The sequence below is a fragment of the Streptomyces sp. NBC_00454 genome (assembly GCF_041434015.1).
Lineage (GTDB): Bacteria > Actinomycetota > Actinomycetes > Streptomycetales > Streptomycetaceae > Streptomyces.
The window spans coordinates 1,041,488-1,056,360 of the sequence record NZ_CP107907.1 but is presented as its reverse complement, the minus strand read 5'-3'; the positions used below and the strand labels follow the sequence as shown (position 1 = coordinate 1,056,360).

Genomic DNA, 14,873 nt, shown 5'->3' with positions numbered 1-14,873 from the left:
AGCCGCCTAGGGTCGGCTCGGCGCGATGCTGATCATGTCCCGGAAGCTTGGTGATTGCTGTGCAATTGACCCCCCACGAGCAAGAGCGACTGCTCATCCACGTCGCCGCGGACGTGGCCGAGAAACGTCGGGCGCGCGGTGTTCTCCTCAATCACCCCGAGGCGATCGCCCTCATCACCTCGCACATTCTCGAAGGCGCCCGCGACGGACGGACCGTGGCCGAACTCATGGCCTCCGGCCGCACGGTGCTCTCCCGCGCCCAGGTCATGGAGGGGATACCCGAGATGATCCACGACGTCCAGGTCGAGGCGACCTTCCCGGACGGCACCAAGCTCGTCACCGTCCACGACCCGATCGTCTGAGAGGCAGTACCCCCATGATCCCCGGCGAAATCGCCTACGGGGACGGTCCGGTGCGCCTCAACGAAGGCCGGCCCGTCACCCGCATCACCGTGCTCAACGCCGCCGACCGGCCCGTCCAGGTCGGTTCGCACTACCACTTCGCCGAGGCCAACCCCGGCCTCGACTTCGACCGTGCCGCCGCCCGCGGACAGCGGCTCGACATCGCCGCCGGCACCGCGGTCCGCTTCGAGCCGGGCATCCCGGTCGCCGTGGACCTCGTACCGCTGGGCGGGCTGCGCACCGTACCGGGACTGCGCGGCGAGACCGGAGGGCCCCTCGATGTCTGAGATATCGCGCCAGAACTACGCCGACCTCTTCGGTCCCACCGCCGGCGACCGCATCCGCCTCGCCGACACCGACCTCTTCGTCGAGATCGAGCAGGACCTCGCGGGCGGGCCCGGACGGGCCGGCGACGAGGCCGTGTTCGGCGGCGGCAAGGTCATCCGCGAGTCCATGGGCCAGGCCCGCACCACCCGCGCCGAGGGCGCCCCCGACACCGTCGTCACCGGCGTGGTGATCATCGACCACTGGGGCATCGTCAAGGCCGACGTCGGCATCCGCGACGGCCGGATCTGCGGCATCGGCAAGGCCGGCAACCCGGACACCATGGACGGGGTCGACCCCGCGCTCGTCATCGGGCCCGAGACCGAGATCATCGCCGGCAACGGGAAGATCCTCACCGCCGGGGCCGTCGACACCCACGTGCACTTCATCTCCCCGACCGTGATCGAAGAGGCCCTGGTCTCCGGCATCACCACCCTCGTCGGCGGCGGCACCGGACCCGCCGAGGGCAGCAAGGCCACCACCGTCACCCCCGGGCCCTGGCACCTGGCCCGGATGTTCGCCGCGCTGGAGTCCTACCCCGTCAACATCGGCCTGCTCGGCAAGGGCAACACGATGTCCCGCGAGGGCATGTACTCCCAACTGCGCGGCGGAGCGCTCGGCTTCAAGCTCCACGAGGACTGGGGATCCACCCCCGCCGTCATCGACGCCTGCCTCACCGTCTGCGAGGAGACCGGCGCCCAGGCCGCGATCCACACCGACACCCTCAACGAGGCCGGATTCGTCGCCGACACCCTCGCCGCCATCGGCGGACGGACCATCCACTCGTACCACACCGAGGGCGCGGGTGGCGGGCACGCACCCGACATCATCACCGTGGTCTCCGAGCCGAACATCCTGCCCAGCTCCACCAACCCGACCCGGCCGCACACCGTCAACACCGTCGAGGAACACCTCGACATGCTGATGGTCTGCCACCACCTCAACCCCGCCGTCCCCGAGGACCTCGCCTTCGCCGAGTCCCGGATCCGGCCCTCCACGATCGCCGCCGAGGACGTCCTGCACGACCTGGGGGCCATCTCGATCATCTCCTCCGACGCCCAGGCGATGGGCCGCGTCGGCGAGGTCATCCTGCGCACCTGGCAGACCGCCCACGTGATGAAGAAGCGGCGCGGGTTCCTGCCCGGCGACGGACCCGCCGACAACCACCGGGCCCGCCGCTACGTCGCCAAGTACACGATCAACCCCGCCGTGGCCCAGGGCCTGGCCCGGGAGATCGGCTCCGTGGAGACCGGCAAGCTCGCCGACCTGGTGCTGTGGAACGCGGCCTTCTTCGGGGTCAAGCCCGAACTGGTCATCAAGGGCGGCCAGATCGCCTACGCCCAGATGGGCGACGCCAACGCCTCCATCCCCACCCCGCAGCCGATGCTGCCCCGCCCGATGTTCGGATCCTACGGGCGCGCCCCCGGCCTCAACTCGGTCAACTTCACCGCCCAGGCCGCCCTCGACGACGGTCTGCCCGAACGGCTCGGACTCGGCAAGGAGTTCGTCGCCATCGAGAGCACCCGCAAGGTGACCAAGACGGACATGCGCAACAACGACGCCATGCCCAGGGTCGAGGTCGACGCCGACACCTTCACCGTCACCATCGACGGCGAGGTGGTGGAACCGGCACCGGCAGCCGAACTGCCCATGGCACAGAGATACTTCCTCTTCTGATGAGCCTCGCAGCCCTCCTCGTCCTCGCCGACGGCCGCTTCCCCGCCGGGGGCCACGCCCACTCCGGCGGGGCCGAGGCCGCCTGCAAGGCCGGCCGGATCCACGACGCCGCCACCCTGGAGGAGTTCTGCCGGGGCCGGCTGCACACCGCCGGGCTGGTGACGGCCGCCCTCGCCGCGGCCGCCGCCGACGGGCTCGACCCCGTCGCCCTCGACGAGGCCGCCGACGCCCGCACCCCGGTGCCTGCCCTGCGCACCGCCGCGCGCAGGCTCGGCCGGCAGCTGATGCGGGCCGCCCGCGCCACCTGGCCCGGGGCGGAACTCGACGCACTGGCCGCCGCGTTCCCGCGCGGGGCGCACCAGCCCGTGGTGCTCGGGGTCACGGCCCGCTCGGCCGGGCTCGGGGCTCTGGACGCCGCGCACGTGGCGGCGTACGAGAGCGTCAGCGGTCCGGCGACCGCCACCGTACGGCTGCTAGGGCTGGACCCCTTCGAGGCGAGCGGGGTCCTGGCCCGGCTCGCCCCCGAGCTCGACTCCGTCTCCCGGCAGGCGCAGCGGGCCGCCGTGCGCGCCCGCATGGAAGGACCGCAGATCCTGCCCGCGGCCTCCTCGCCCCTGCTGGACCTCGCGGCGCAGGCCCATGCCGACTGGCCGGTACGCCTCTTCGCCTCCTGAGGCGCCCAAAGCGGCCTCCCGCGCCATCACGCGCCCCCCACCAAGGAGAACCCTCATGCACCTCGACCACGGCGTGACCTTCCCGCACCGCCACACCCACAGCGCCGACGCGGTCCGCCCCGACGGCACCCGCCGCGCCCTGCGCATCGGCCTCGGCGGCCCGGTCGGCTCCGGCAAGACCGCCACGGTCGCCGCCCTCTGCCGGGCCCTGCGCACGGAACTGTCCATGGCCGTCGTCACCAACGACATCTACACCCGCGAGGACGCCGAGTTCCTGCTCCGCGAGGCCGTCCTGCCGCCCGAGCGGATCAGCGCCGTCGAGACCGGCGCCTGCCCGCACACCGCCATCCGCGACGACATCTCCGCCAACCTGGAGGCCGTGGAGGAGCTGGAGGAGAGCGTCGGCCCCCTCGACCTGATCCTCGTCGAGTCCGGCGGCGACAACCTCACCGCCACCTTCTCCCGGGGCCTGGTCGACGCCCAGATCTTCGTCATCGACGTGGCCGGCGGAGACGACATCCCGCGCAAGGGCGGCCCCGGCGTCACCACCGCCGACCTGCTCGTCGTCAACAAGACCGACCTCGCCCCCTACGTGGGCTCCGACCTGGGCCGGATGGCCCGCGACGCCGCCGAGCAGCGCGGCGAACTCCCCGTCGCCTTCCAGTCCCTGCGCGGCGAGGAAGGCGTGGCCCCGGTGGCCGCCTGGGTCCGCGAGCGGATCGCCGCCTGGGCCGCCAAGTGAGCCCTACGGCGGCCGGCGCGGCCCCCGCCGAAACCCCGGCCGCGGCTCACGCCCCGGCCCGGCTCCCGGCCCTCCCCCCGGCCGGGCTGCGCGCCACCGCCCGGATCGGCGCCGTAGCCGACGGCCGCGGCGGCACCGCCCTGCCCCTGCTGGCCGGTGAGGGGCCGCTCGCCCTGCGCCGGACCCGGGGCGAGGGGGCCGAGGCCGGGGTCATGCTGGTCGGCGCGATGAGCGCCCCCCTGGGAGGCGACCACCTCACGGTCGAGGCCGACGCCGGCCCCGGTGCCCGGCTGCTGCTGCGCTCGGCGGCGGCCACCCTGGCGCTGCCCGGCCGGCACGGGGAGCCCGCGCGCTACGAGGTCCGGCTCGACCTGGCCGCGGACTCGGCGGTGCGCTGGCTGCCGGAGCCGCTGGTCTCCGTGCGCGGCAGCGACCTGCGGGTCCGCACCCGCGTCGAACTCGCCCCCACCGCCCGGCTCCTGCTGCGCGAGGAGCAGGTGCTGGGCCGCACCGGGGAGGCTCCGGGCCTGCTGCGCAGCCGGCTCACCGTCAACCGGGGCGGCCGCCCGCTGCTGGACCAGGAGCTGGCCTGCGGCCCCGGAGCACCGGACGGCTGGGACGGCCCGGCGGGACTCTCGGGGCACCGGGCGATCGGCCAGCTCCTGGTGGTGGACCCGGAGTTCGAGACGGCTCCGCCGCGGGCTGGGATGGTCGGACAGTTCGCGGCGGCCACCCCGCTGGCGGGCCCCGCGGTCCTGGTCACGGCCCTGGCGCCGGACGCGCTGCGACTGCGCGAACTGCTCGACGAGGCCTGCCACACCTACGGTTGGTGAAGCCCCCGATGAACGGGGTCCGAACCCGGGACGAACCAGACACCGCTCAGCGGTACACGCATTTCCGGATATCGGGTTGGCAAAGAACACGGCCGTGCTCTGTCGCACGGTCCATGTGAGGCGAAAGTATCCCCCTGCACGCCGACACCCACCCACCCGCCCGAACCACGCCGCCCATGGCGGCAGATGACGCAGGGGGAACAACCACGTGATACGCAACGCGGCGCTGGGGAGCGCCGCCACACTGATCACCGGCACGCTCGCGGCGAGCCTGCTGCTCGCCCCGTCCGCCTCGGCCGCCCAGGCCTTCCCGTCCGGACGTGACAACGGAGCTGCCGAAGCGATCGGTACGCAGATCGCCGCCGCGCGCGCTGCGCGCGCCGGGATCGACTGGAAGGACTGTCCTGCCGACTGGGGCTTCGCGGCCCCGATCCAGTGCGGCTATGTGAAGGTCCCGCTGGACTACAGCAAGCCGTTCGGCAAGACGATCGACCTCGCGGTCGACCGCGCCGTCAGCACCGGCACCAAGGAAGAGCGCCAGGGCGCGCTCGTCTACAACCCCGGTGGTCCCGGTGGCTCCGGCATGCGCTTCCCGCGCCGCACCACCACCAACAGCCCGCTGTGGATAAACACCGCCAAGGCGTACGACTTCGTGGGCTTCGACCCGCGCGGCGTCGGCCACTCGGCGCCGATCTCCTGCATCGACCCGCAGGAGTTCGTCAAGGCCCCCAAGGCCGACCCGGTCCCGGACAGCGAGGCCGACAAGCGCGCCCAGCGCAAGCTGGCGGCCGAGTACGCGGACGGGTGCAAGGAGCGCAGCGGCGAGATGCTGCCGTTCATGACCACGCCGAACATCGCGCGTGACCTGGACGTCATCCGTGCCGCGCTCGGCGAGAAGAAGCTGAACTTCCTCGGCGTCTCCTACGGCACCTACATCGGCGGGGTCTACGCGACCCTGTTCCCGACCCACGTGCGCCGCATGATCGTCGACAGCGTGGTCAACCCCGACCAGGACAACATCTGGTACGAGGCCAACCTCGGCCAGGACGTCGCCTTCCAGATGCGCTGGAACGACTGGGAGGACTGGGTCGCCAAGAACGACGCCTCCTTCCACCTCGGTGACACCCGCGCCAAGGTCGAGGCCAAGTGGCTCGAGCTGCGCGCCAAGGCCAAGGCCAACCCGCTCGGCGGCGTGGTCGGTCCGGCGGAGCTCCTGGGCTTCTTCCAGGGCGCCCCGTACTACGACTCCTCCTGGGTGCCCGTCGCCCAGACCTGGAGCAAGTACGCCGCCGGTGACGAGCAGGCCCTGATCGACGCCATCGCCCCGGACATGAGCGACATCCAGGGCAACATCGCGTCGGAGAACGGCAACGCCGTCTACACCGCCGTCGAGTGCGCCGACGCCAAGTGGCCGACCAGCTGGGCCAAGTGGGACCGGGACAACACCAAGCTCAACGCCAAGTACCCGTTCCTGACCTGGTCCAACGCGTGGATGAACCTGCCCTGCGCGACCTGGAAGTCCAAGCAGAGCAGCCCGATCGAGGTCGGCGCCAAGCACGGTCTGGCCCCGGTCCTGATCGTCCAGTCCGAGCGGGACGCGGCCACGCCGTACGAGGGCGGGGTCTCGCTCCACAACCGGCTCGCCGGTTCCCGTCTGATCACCGAGCAGAACGCCGGCTCGCACGGTGTCACCGGTCTGGTGAACCCCTGCATCAACAGCCGCGTGGACGCCTACCTGCTCACCGGCAAGGTCGACGCCCAGGACGTGAAGTGCGCTCCGCACGCCACTCCGGTGGCGCCCGCCCCGGCCGCGGCGAAGTCCCTCGCCAAGACCGCGACCGCGGACGTCCAGGCGCTCGAGGAGCTCCCGTCCATCCGCTAGCGGACACCAGGTAGCCCAAGCGGCTCCCTGTGCGCGGGAGAAGGCTCAGCGCGTCTTGCGCCGGGCCTTCTTCCGCGCTTCCTCTTCCTCGGCCTTGACCTCGGCGGCGTACCGGTCCACGTACTCCTGGCCGGACAGCTCGAGGATCTCGTAGATGATCTCGTCGGTGACGGCCCGCAGTACGGCCCGCTCACCCTCCATCCCCTCGTACCGGGAGAAGTCCAGCGGCCGGCCGAAGCGGATCGTGACCCGCCGGATGCTCGGGATCTTCTGCCCGGGAGGCTGGATCTCGAAGGTGCCGACCATCGCGCACGGCACGACGGGCACCTTGGCACCCAGCGCCATCGCCGCCACCCCCACCTTGCCCTTGTAGAGCCGCCCGTCGTGCGAGCGGGTGCCCTCCGGGTAGATGCCGAGCAACTCGCCCTTGGAGAGCACTCCGAGCCCCTCGCGCAGCGCGGCCTGCCCGGCGTCCTTGCCGGAGCGGTCCACCGGGATCTGCCCGGCGCTGCGGAAGAAGGCCGCGGTGAGCCGGCCCTTGACGCCGGGGCCGGTGAAGTACTCGGCCTTCGCGAGGAAGGTGATGCGCCGCTTGAGGATCGCGGGCATCAGGAAGTGGTCGGAGAAGGAGAGGTGGTTGCCCGCGATGATCGCGGCCCCGTCCTCGGGGATGTTCTCCAGTCCTTCGATCCTGGGCCGGAACAGCAGCCGCAGCAGCGGCCCGAGGATCACGTGCTTGAGCAAGTGGTAGAACACCAGGCCGCTCCCGTCGACATCCCGTTGTCACGCACATCTTACGGACGGTCAGCCGCGGGACGCAGGGGGCGGTGGTGCCGGAGCTCCGGCGGGCGGGCTGAGCTTGCCGTGGACCGAGGGCAGCGGGCCGCCCGTGTCGGGGGTCTCGGGGCGCGGGAAGAGCAGGTCGCGGTGGGCGCCGGGATCCCAGCCGGTGTCCACCACCCGCTTCTGGAACAGGATCGCGCCGCCCAGGATCACGGCCCCGAGCACCAGGGCCAGGACCAGGCCGCCGGTGGTGCCGGCCCGGCCGGCGTATCCGATCAGGGTGCCGAACCAGCCGAAGTCGGCGTCGCCGAAGGTGGTGTTCTCCTTGCCGAAGGCGCCCAGCACCTTCACCAGCACCGCGGGCAGGAAGGTGATCAGGACCCCGTTGAGGAAGGCCCCGACGGCCGCGCCGCGCCGCCCGCCGGTGGCGTTCCCGTAGACCCCGGCCGCGCCTCCGGTGAAGAAGTGCGGCACGAGGCCCGGCAGCACCAGCGTCAGCCCGAAGGCCGGACTGAAGATCCAGGTCATCAGGGCGAGGCTGAGGAGCCCGCCCGCGAAACTGCACATGAAGCCGACCAGCACCGCGTTCTGGGCGTACGGGAAGACGATCGGTGCGTCCAGTGAGGGCACCGCCCCCGGCACCACCTTCCGCGCGATCCCCTGGAAGGCCGGGACCAGCTCTCCCAGGATGGTCCGGACGCCGAAGAGGATGACGGCGACCGCGATGCCGAACTGCAGGCCCTGCATCACCGACATCATCAGGTAGTTGCCGAGGCCGGTCGCCGTGGTGCGGGTGTCCGAGGCGAAGGCGTGGAAGGCGATGGTCTCGCCGGCCTTGACCAGATAGACGACCGCCATCACCAGGTAGATCACCATCATCGACAGGGCGGTGGCCACCATGGAGTCGCGCAGGAACCGCAGCCCTTCCGGGAGCCTCATCTCCTCCGTGCTCGGCGACTTGCGCCCCACGGCCTGCCCGGTGACCCCCGCCAGGATGTACCCGGCGGTCCCGAAGTGGCCGATGGCGACCGTGTCCGTGCCCGTCACCCGCTTCGTCCAGGGGTGCGCGAAGGCGGGCATCGCCACCAGCATGATCCCCAGCAGCACCCCGCCGGCCGCCACCACCGTCCCGGAGGACTGTCCGGAGATCGCCATCACCATGGTCAGCAGGGTGGCCATGAACAGCATGTGGTGCCCGGTGAGGAACACGTAGCGCAGGGGCGTGAACCGGGCCAGCAGCAGACTGACCGCGAAGCCGACGATCATCAGCCAGGCCACCCGGGACCCGTACTGGGCCTGCGCGATGCCGACGATGGCCTCGTTGGTCGGGATCACCCCGTGCGCACCGGTGGAGCCCTGGATCATGGTGCCGAGCGGCGCCAGCGCGCTCACCACGAGCCCGGCGCCCGCGCCGATCAGCAGGAAGCCCAGCGTGGCCTTGATGGCCCCGCCGACGACCTGTCCGGCCGGCTTGCGCAGTACGAGCAGACCCGCGGCCGTGATCAGGCCGATCAGATAGGCGGGCTGGCTGAGGAACTCGTCGACGACGAACCGGTCCATGCGGTGCCGCTCCCGGGGATCGGTTGGGGGGATCAGACGTCGTAGAGATCGCGCAGGACGCGGTCGACCTCGGTCGTGCTCGTGAAGTCCTCCACCACCATCACCGGCACCCCCACGTCACCCAGCGTCCGGGCGATCTCCCGCGAGGTGAGGATCGCCGAGGCCTGCGCGGCCTGCCCCTTCGCCGAGATGGTGTCCGTCGCCTCCACGCCCACGTACGGAGTCCACCGCCAGCGCTCCAGCACCTGCTCCAGGGTCCCCTTGAGGAAGAGGGAGGTGCCGACGCCGTTTCCGCACACGGTCAGCAGCCGGTGCCGCCCGGACCGGCCGGCCGACCCTCCGGGTGCCGGGGCGGTACGGGGCCTCGCGCCCAGCAGGGCGTGCACCTGCTCGGGGCTGCGCGCCGACCGCAGGGCGTCCGCGGCGGCCGGGTCGGACAGCAGCGCGGCCAGCGCCGCCATGGCGGAGGTGTGGGCCTTCGGGTCCACGGCGGCCAGACCCACCACCTGGACCACGGGATCGTTGGCTTCGTGCCCGAACTCCACCGGGCGGGCGAGGCGCACCCAGGACATGCCGGTGCGCAGCACGGCGGGGGAGGGGCGGGCGTGGGCGAAGGCCAGGCCCGGCGCGATGACGATGTAGGGGCCGTTCTCCTCGACGTTCACGATCATCTCGGTCGTGTAGGCCTCGGTGGCCGCCCCGGTGGCGGTCAGCAGGGAGCCGGCGAGGCCGATCGCCTCCCGCCAGTCGCCCGCGGGCAGGTCGAGCCGGATCGCTTCCACGGGGAGGAGCTCGCTCAGTTCCGCCATGGAAGGATCGTCACAGAAGGCGCGAGGGACATCGCGCACTCACACGCTGCGCGAGGCGGCCATTCCCGCGGTCAGCAGCCCGAGCACCACCCAGCCGAACCACAGCCAGCCGTTGCTGCCGAGGGCCACCGAGTACGTGGCGATTACCACCAGGGAGGCGAAGGTCATCACGGCCATCGCCTTCACGGATCCGGTCATGCCCCATGGTGGCGCCTGAGGGCAGTCCTCCGCTACTGGCCACGCGCCTGAAGCGAGGCGAGATATGAGTTGTAGGCCGCCAGCTCCTGATCGCCGTTGCGGTCCTCGGACCGGTCGGAGCGCTTCGCCGCCCGCTGCTCCGAGTGGTACCACTGGTAGACCAGCGCGATCAGCACCAGCACCGAGGGGATCTCGCTGAAGGCCCAGGCGATGCCGCCGCCCCACTGCTGGTCCAGGAGCGGGTCGATGCCCAGCGAGGCCGGCGGGTTCGCGTACGTCTTGACCATCGGCTGGCTCGCCATCATCAGCGCGATGCCGAAGAAGGCGTGGAAGGGCATTCCGGCGAACAGCTCCAGCATGCGCATCACGTAGCCGGGGCGGTGCGGGCCCGGGTCCACGCCCATGATCGGCCAGAAGAAGACGAGGCCGACGGCGAGGAAGTGCACCATCATCGCGATGTGTCCGGTCTTGGACTCCATCAGGAAGTCGAAGATCGGGGTGAAGTACAGGCCGTAGAGGCTCGCGATGAACAGCGGGATGGTGAACACCGGATGGGTGATCACCTTCATGTAGCGGCTGTGCAGGAGCATCAGCAGCAGCTCGCGCGGACCCTTGTGGCCGCGGGCGGCCGGCGGGAGCGCGCGCAGGGCCAGCGTCATCGGGGCGCCGAGCAGCAGCAGGATCGGGCTGAGCATGCTGATCACCATGTGCTGGACCATGTGCACGCTAAACATGACCATGCCGTAGTCGTTCAGCTTGGTGCACATCATCAGCATCACCGTCAGCACGCCGATGGTGAAGGCGATCGTCCGGCCGACCGGCCAGGAGTCCCCGCGCCGCAGCAGCCGCACCACGCCCCACGCGTACAGGGCCAGGCCCAGCAGCGAGCCGATCAGGAAGAAGGCGTCGAAGGAGAACTCCAGCCCGCGCCCCAGGGTGAAGGGCGGCAGGTCCATATCCATGTCCATGCCGGCGTGCGCGAGGTAACTCAATCTCTTCACTCCCTTGACCTGTGGTGCCCCACCACAGTAATGCCGCCCCCGGACAGGAAATCCTCCGGGGGCGGTGTCAAGCGAGGGGAAAGATCACAGAACGTTCTGCGCCTCGGCGTACCGCTCGGCCGGGACCGTCTTGAGGGTCTGCACGGCGTCGTCGAGCGGCACCATCACGATGTCCGTGCCGCGCAGTGCCGTCAGCATCCCGAACTCGCCCCGGTGCGCCGCCTCCACCGCGTGCCAGCCGAAGCGGGTGGCCAGGACCCGGTCGTACGCGGTGGGCGTGCCGCCGCGCTGGACGTGGCCCAGGATGACCGGGCGGGCCTCCTTGCCGAGGCGGTCCTCCAGCTCCACGGCGAGCCGGTTGCCTATGCCGGCGAACCGCTCGTGCCCGTACATGTCGGTGCCGCCCTCCTCCAGCGCCATCGAGCTGCCGTCGGCGGGCTTGGCGCCCTCGGCGACCACGACGATCGCGAACCGCTTGCCCTGCGAGAAGCGCTCGCCGACGATCGCGGTCAGTTCCTCGATGTCGAAGGGCCGCTCCGGCACGACGATCGCGTGCGCGCCGGCCGCCATGCCCGAGTGCAGGGCGATCCAGCCGGTGTGGCGGCCCATGACCTCCACGACCATCACGCGCTGGTGGGACTCGGCGGTGGTCTTCAGACGGTCCAGCGCCTCGGTGGCGACCCCGACGGCGGTGTCGAAGCCGAAGGTGACGTCGGTGGAGGCGATGTCGTTGTCGATGGTCTTGGGGACGCCGACGATCGGCAGACCGCCCTGGGAGAGCAGGTTCGCGGCCTTGAGGGTGCCCTCGCCGCCGATCGGGATGATGGCGTCGAGACCGAGGTCCGCGACGTGGCCGCGGGCCCGCTCCACGCCGTCGCGCAGATGGGCGGGCTGGACCCGGGAGGAGCCCAGAATCGTTCCGCCCCGAGCCAGGATGCCGCTGACGGCATCGAGGTCGAGCTTGCGGTAATCGCACTCCAGCAGACCGCGCCAGCCGTCGCGGAAGCCGATGACCTCGTCCCCGTGGTCGACGACGGCGCGGTGCACGACGGAGCGGATGACGGCATTGAGCCCGGGGCAGTCGCCTCCGGAAGTGAGCACACCAATGCGCATGGCAGGAAGGACCTTTGCAACGTGGGCCGACGACCGGACCACGTCGTCCGGTTGGAACTACCCTGCACCCTACAAGTGGAACGCCGGTGGACTGAACCATCCTCCACATGCTGGTCGGACAAGTCGTACGAACGCACGTCGGCCCGGACTCCACCAGGGGAATCCGGGCCGAACATGGGGTGTCGCCAGGGGGCCGTGCAGGCTACGCGGGCTGCGCGGCCGCCGCGATCCGCTCCGCGCGCAGGGCCTCGTACCAGCGGTCGTCGATGGGCGGCAGCGCGTTCACATCGAGGGCCAGCTTCAACAGCAGGTCCGCGATCTGCGGGTTGCGGGCCATCACGGGACCGTGCATGTAGGTGCCGAACACCGTGTCGTTGTACGCGCCTTCGGTGCCGTCACCGGTGCCGTTGCCCCGGCCCATCGAAACCCGGGCGAACGGCCTCGCGGTCGGACCCAGGTGCGTGACGCCCTGGTGGTTCTCGAAGCCCGTCAGCTGCGGCAGACCGAGCCGCGGGTCGATGTCCGCCAGGACGTCGCCGACGCACCGCTCGCCCTCGCCGCGCACGGTCACCACGTCGAGCAGGCCGAGGCCCTGCTGGCGCTCGCCGACGTCGTTGACGAACTCCTGGCCCAGGATCTGGTAGCCGGCGCAGACGGAGAAGACGATCGCCCCGTTCGAGACGGCACGCTCCAGACCGCCGTCGCGCAGCAGACGCTCCGCGGCCAGCCGCTGCGGCCGGTCCTCGCCGCCGCCGATCAGGTAGATGTCGCCCGAGGTGGGGATCGGCTGGTCGCTGCGCACGTCCACGCGCTGCACGTCCAGTCCGCGCCGGCGGGCCCGGCGCTCCACGACGAGGGCGTTGCCCTGGTCTCCGTACGTGCTGAGCAGGTCGGGGTAGACCCACACCAGACGCAGGCTGTTGTCGCTCATGCTCTTGTCCTTATGGGTACTAGTTGCCGACGCGGCGGCGCACGTCCTGGAAGGCGGTGTAGTTGGCGATCAGCTCGATCTGTCCGGGCGGCGCCAGCTGCACGGCCTCGTCGAGGGTCTCGCACACCCGGAAGTCCAGGCCCGCGACTTCGAGGCGGACCGCGAGGTCCAGCTTGCGGTCGCCGATCACGAAGATCGGGTGCCCGGCCAGGCGCGGGTAGTCCACGTCCCACAGCCACGAGGTGTCGGTGCCGTCCGCGCCGCGGGCGTTCACCGACAGGATCACCGGGGTCGGCGGCGGGTCGATCAGGGAGAAGGTCTCCAGCCAGCCGGCCGGGTTCTTCGCGAGCAGCAGGCGCAGCTCGCGTCCCTGGAAGCTCACCACGTCGTAGCGGCCGGCCACGGCCTGCACCTGGTACATCCGCTCCAGCGCCACCTGCGGCGGGACGCCGAAGACGGCGGCCACGGCGGCCGAGGTGGCCGCGTTCGCCTTGTTGGCGCGGCCCGGCAGCTGCAGGTTGATCGGCCAGGCGCTGCCGTGCGGGTCGAGCACGTGGTCGCCGGAGAGCACCCAGCTCGGGGTGGGACGCCGGAAGCCGCACTCGCCGCAGTACCAGTCGTCGCCCGGACGCTGCATGACGCCACCGCAGGAGGGGCACGACCAGGCGTCGTCCTTCCACTCCTGGCCGGCGGCCACCCACACCACGTTCGCCGAGGACGAGGCCGCCCACACGATCAGCGGGTCGTCCGCGTTCGCGATGACGACCGCCTTGGAGCCGGAGAGGCCCTCGCGCCACTTCTCCGCGAGCATGCGGGTCTCGGCCGCGCGGTCCAGCTGGTCGCGGGAGAGGTTGAGCAGGGCGATCACCTTGGGGGTGACGTCCCGGGCCACCCCGGCCAGGTACTTCTCGTCCACCTCGATGACGCCGTAACGGGCGTCCGAGCCGCCCGCCAGGGCGGAGGTGATGCCCGCGGGCATGTTCGCGCCCAGCGCGTTGGAGACGACCGGCCCGCTGGCCCGCAGGGCCTCCGCGATCAGCCGGGTCGTCGTGGTCTTGCCGTTCGTCGCCGAGACGAGGACGACGTCGAGATGCTGCGCCAGCGCGCCGAGGAGATCGGGGTCGAGCTTGAGCGCGACCTTGCCTCCGATCACCGATCCGCTTCCGCGTCCCGCGGCCCGCGACACCGCCGCCGCGGCCTTGCCCGCCGTCACGGCCAGCTTGGCCCGCGGCGAAAGCGGCTCTGTGTTGCCTGCCATCGTCCCTTGTCCTCCTTGCGTCGGTCGCCCCCAGCCTATCCATGACCTGCCCGCGCCCTGACCGCGGCGCCCCCGGTCCGCCGAAGATCTCCTCATATAGTCGCCCGTCGTACTCTTACGGCCATGCGACAACGCCCCATCCCCGGTACCTCCGGCATCGTCCGCACCATGAGCCTGCTGGGCGACCCGGTGCTCCATTCCGCTTGCGCGGAGGTCACCGAATTCGGACCGGCCCTCGACCGGCTCATCGAGGACATGTTCGCCACGATGTACGCGGCCCAGGGCGTCGGCCTGGCCGCGAACCAGATCGGCGTCGGACAGCGGGTGTTCGTCTACGACTGCCCCGACGACGAGGACGTCCGCCACGTCGGGCACATCGTCAACCCGCGGCTGGTCTCGGTCGACGGGGGCGAGTTCGCCGGGCCCGAGGGATGCCTGTCCCTGCCCGGGCTGGAGGCGTCCACGGTCCGCTTCGACGAGGCCGTCGTCGAGGGGGTCACCTCGGACGGGGCGGCCGTGCGGATCTCCGGGACCGGGTTCTTCGCGCGGTGCCTGCAGCACGAGTGCGACCACCTGGCCGGTGGCGTGTACGCGGAGCGGGTTACGGGGCTGCGGGCGCGCAAGCTGCGCAAGCAGATCCGCAAGACGGACTGGGGCGCCGCCGGGATGCACGTCCTGGGGGAGTGA

The 14,873-nt window shown here is 71.4% G+C and carries 16 protein-coding genes; 8 read left to right on the top strand and 8 right to left on the bottom strand.

Translation table 11 applies throughout. From position 1 onward, the window contains the following. Nucleotides 1-59 precede the first annotated feature (59 nt). From OHU74_RS04855 to OHU74_RS04825, 7 genes are all read left to right on the top strand, one after another. The gene (locus OHU74_RS04855) at nt 60-362 is read left to right on the top strand and encodes an urease subunit gamma (protein ID WP_371614748.1); all 303 of its coding nucleotides are present in this window, start codon (nt 60-62) and stop codon (nt 360-362) included. 14 nt (nt 363-376) lie between these two features. Beyond that, nucleotides 377-688 carry an urease subunit beta gene (locus OHU74_RS04850; RefSeq protein WP_330295176.1) on the top strand — a complete coding sequence of 104 codons (312 nt, stop codon included), beginning with the start codon at nt 377-379 and terminating at the stop codon, nt 686-688. After that, a complete protein-coding gene (locus OHU74_RS04845; protein ID WP_371614747.1) occupies nt 681-2,402 on the top strand; it encodes an urease subunit alpha in 1,722 nt (573 codons plus the stop codon). The genes OHU74_RS04850 and OHU74_RS04845 overlap by 8 nt, the downstream gene beginning before the upstream one ends. Next, the gene (locus OHU74_RS04840) at nt 2,402-3,076 is read left to right on the top strand and encodes an urease accessory protein UreF (protein WP_371614746.1); all 675 of its coding nucleotides are present in this window, start codon (nt 2,402-2,404) and stop codon (nt 3,074-3,076) included. Before OHU74_RS04845 ends, OHU74_RS04840 begins: the two co-directional genes overlap by 1 nt. Before the next feature lie 55 nt (nt 3,077-3,131). Continuing rightward, the gene (gene ureG / locus OHU74_RS04835) at nt 3,132-3,818 is read left to right on the top strand and encodes an urease accessory protein UreG (RefSeq protein WP_371614745.1); all 687 of its coding nucleotides are present in this window, start codon (nt 3,132-3,134) and stop codon (nt 3,816-3,818) included. An 86-nt stretch (nt 3,819-3,904) separates the two neighbouring features. Then, on the top strand, nt 3,905-4,651 hold the full coding sequence (locus tag OHU74_RS04830; RefSeq protein WP_371619569.1) for an urease accessory protein UreD: 747 nt from the start codon (nt 3,905-3,907) through the stop codon (nt 4,649-4,651). 208 nt (nt 4,652-4,859) lie between these two features. Continuing rightward, nucleotides 4,860-6,533 (top strand): alpha/beta hydrolase, encoded by a 1,674-nt coding sequence (locus tag OHU74_RS04825; protein ID WP_371614744.1) that lies wholly within the window; start codon nt 4,860-4,862, stop codon nt 6,531-6,533. Between the two features lie 45 nt (nt 6,534-6,578). Here OHU74_RS04825 and OHU74_RS04820 read toward each other — a convergent pair whose 3' ends face one another. The 8 genes from OHU74_RS04820 to OHU74_RS04785 form a co-directional block, all read right to left on the bottom strand. Next, entirely contained in the window at nt 6,579-7,289 is a 711-nt protein-coding gene (locus OHU74_RS04820) for a lysophospholipid acyltransferase family protein (protein WP_330295171.1), read from the bottom strand. A gap of 48 nt (nt 7,290-7,337) precedes the next feature. Beyond that, nucleotides 7,338-8,876: a PTS ascorbate transporter subunit IIC gene (locus OHU74_RS04815; protein WP_371614743.1), complete on the bottom strand. Its 1,539-nt coding sequence runs from the start codon at nt 8,874-8,876 to the stop codon at nt 7,338-7,340. Nucleotides 8,877-8,908: 32 nt separating this feature from the next. Beyond that, nucleotides 8,909-9,685 (bottom strand): PTS sugar transporter subunit IIA, encoded by a 777-nt coding sequence (locus tag OHU74_RS04810; RefSeq protein WP_371614742.1) that lies wholly within the window; start codon nt 9,683-9,685, stop codon nt 8,909-8,911. Between the two features lie 39 nt (nt 9,686-9,724). Next, a complete protein-coding gene (locus tag OHU74_RS04805) occupies nt 9,725-9,883 on the bottom strand; it encodes a hypothetical protein (RefSeq protein WP_330295170.1) in 159 nt (52 codons plus the stop codon). A gap of 32 nt (nt 9,884-9,915) precedes the next feature. Next, complete coding sequence (locus OHU74_RS04800; protein WP_371619568.1) at nt 9,916-10,845, bottom strand: cytochrome c oxidase assembly protein; 930 nt, start codon at nt 10,843-10,845, stop codon at nt 9,916-9,918. A gap of 123 nt (nt 10,846-10,968) precedes the next feature. Further along, entirely contained in the window at nt 10,969-11,997 is a 1,029-nt protein-coding gene (locus OHU74_RS04795) for a 6-phosphofructokinase (protein WP_371614741.1), read from the bottom strand. A 202-nt stretch (nt 11,998-12,199) separates the two neighbouring features. Then, complete coding sequence (locus OHU74_RS04790; protein WP_371614740.1) at nt 12,200-12,928, bottom strand: type 1 glutamine amidotransferase; 729 nt, start codon at nt 12,926-12,928, stop codon at nt 12,200-12,202. Nucleotides 12,929-12,947: 19 nt separating this feature from the next. Further along, nucleotides 12,948-14,186: a MurT ligase domain-containing protein gene (locus OHU74_RS04785; protein WP_330295167.1), complete on the bottom strand. Its 1,239-nt coding sequence runs from the start codon at nt 14,184-14,186 to the stop codon at nt 12,948-12,950. A gap of 123 nt (nt 14,187-14,309) precedes the next feature. On the opposite strand from OHU74_RS04785, the gene def reads away from it, so the two are divergent. Next, nucleotides 14,310-14,873: a peptide deformylase gene (def, locus tag OHU74_RS04780; RefSeq protein ID WP_371614739.1), complete on the top strand. Its 564-nt coding sequence runs from the start codon at nt 14,310-14,312 to the stop codon at nt 14,871-14,873.

Coding starts and splice junctions, on each gene's coding strand:
- OHU74_RS04840 (WP_371614746.1), top strand. CDS start 2,402: ATGAGCCTCGCAGCCCTCCTCGTCCTCGCCGACGGCCGCTTCCCCGCC.
- def (WP_371614739.1), top strand. CDS start 14,310: ATGCGACAACGCCCCATCCCCGGTACCTCCGGCATCGTCCGCACCATG.
- OHU74_RS04800 (WP_371619568.1), bottom strand. CDS start 10,845: ATGGATATGGACCTGCCGCCCTTCACCCTGGGGCGCGGGCTGGAGTTC.
- OHU74_RS04815 (WP_371614743.1), bottom strand. CDS start 8,876: ATGGACCGGTTCGTCGTCGACGAGTTCCTCAGCCAGCCCGCCTATCTG.
- OHU74_RS04785 (WP_330295167.1), bottom strand. CDS start 14,186: ATGGCAGGCAACACAGAGCCGCTTTCGCCGCGGGCCAAGCTGGCCGTG.
- OHU74_RS04850 (WP_330295176.1), top strand. CDS start 377: ATGATCCCCGGCGAAATCGCCTACGGGGACGGTCCGGTGCGCCTCAAC.
- OHU74_RS04845 (WP_371614747.1), top strand. CDS start 681: ATGTCTGAGATATCGCGCCAGAACTACGCCGACCTCTTCGGTCCCACC.
- OHU74_RS04805 (WP_330295170.1), bottom strand. CDS start 9,883: ATGACCGGATCCGTGAAGGCGATGGCCGTGATGACCTTCGCCTCCCTG.
- OHU74_RS04810 (WP_371614742.1), bottom strand. CDS start 9,685: ATGGCGGAACTGAGCGAGCTCCTCCCCGTGGAAGCGATCCGGCTCGAC.
- OHU74_RS04790 (WP_371614740.1), bottom strand. CDS start 12,928: ATGAGCGACAACAGCCTGCGTCTGGTGTGGGTCTACCCCGACCTGCTC.
- ureG (WP_371614745.1), top strand. CDS start 3,132: ATGCACCTCGACCACGGCGTGACCTTCCCGCACCGCCACACCCACAGC.
- OHU74_RS04795 (WP_371614741.1), bottom strand. CDS start 11,997: ATGCGCATTGGTGTGCTCACTTCCGGAGGCGACTGCCCCGGGCTCAAT.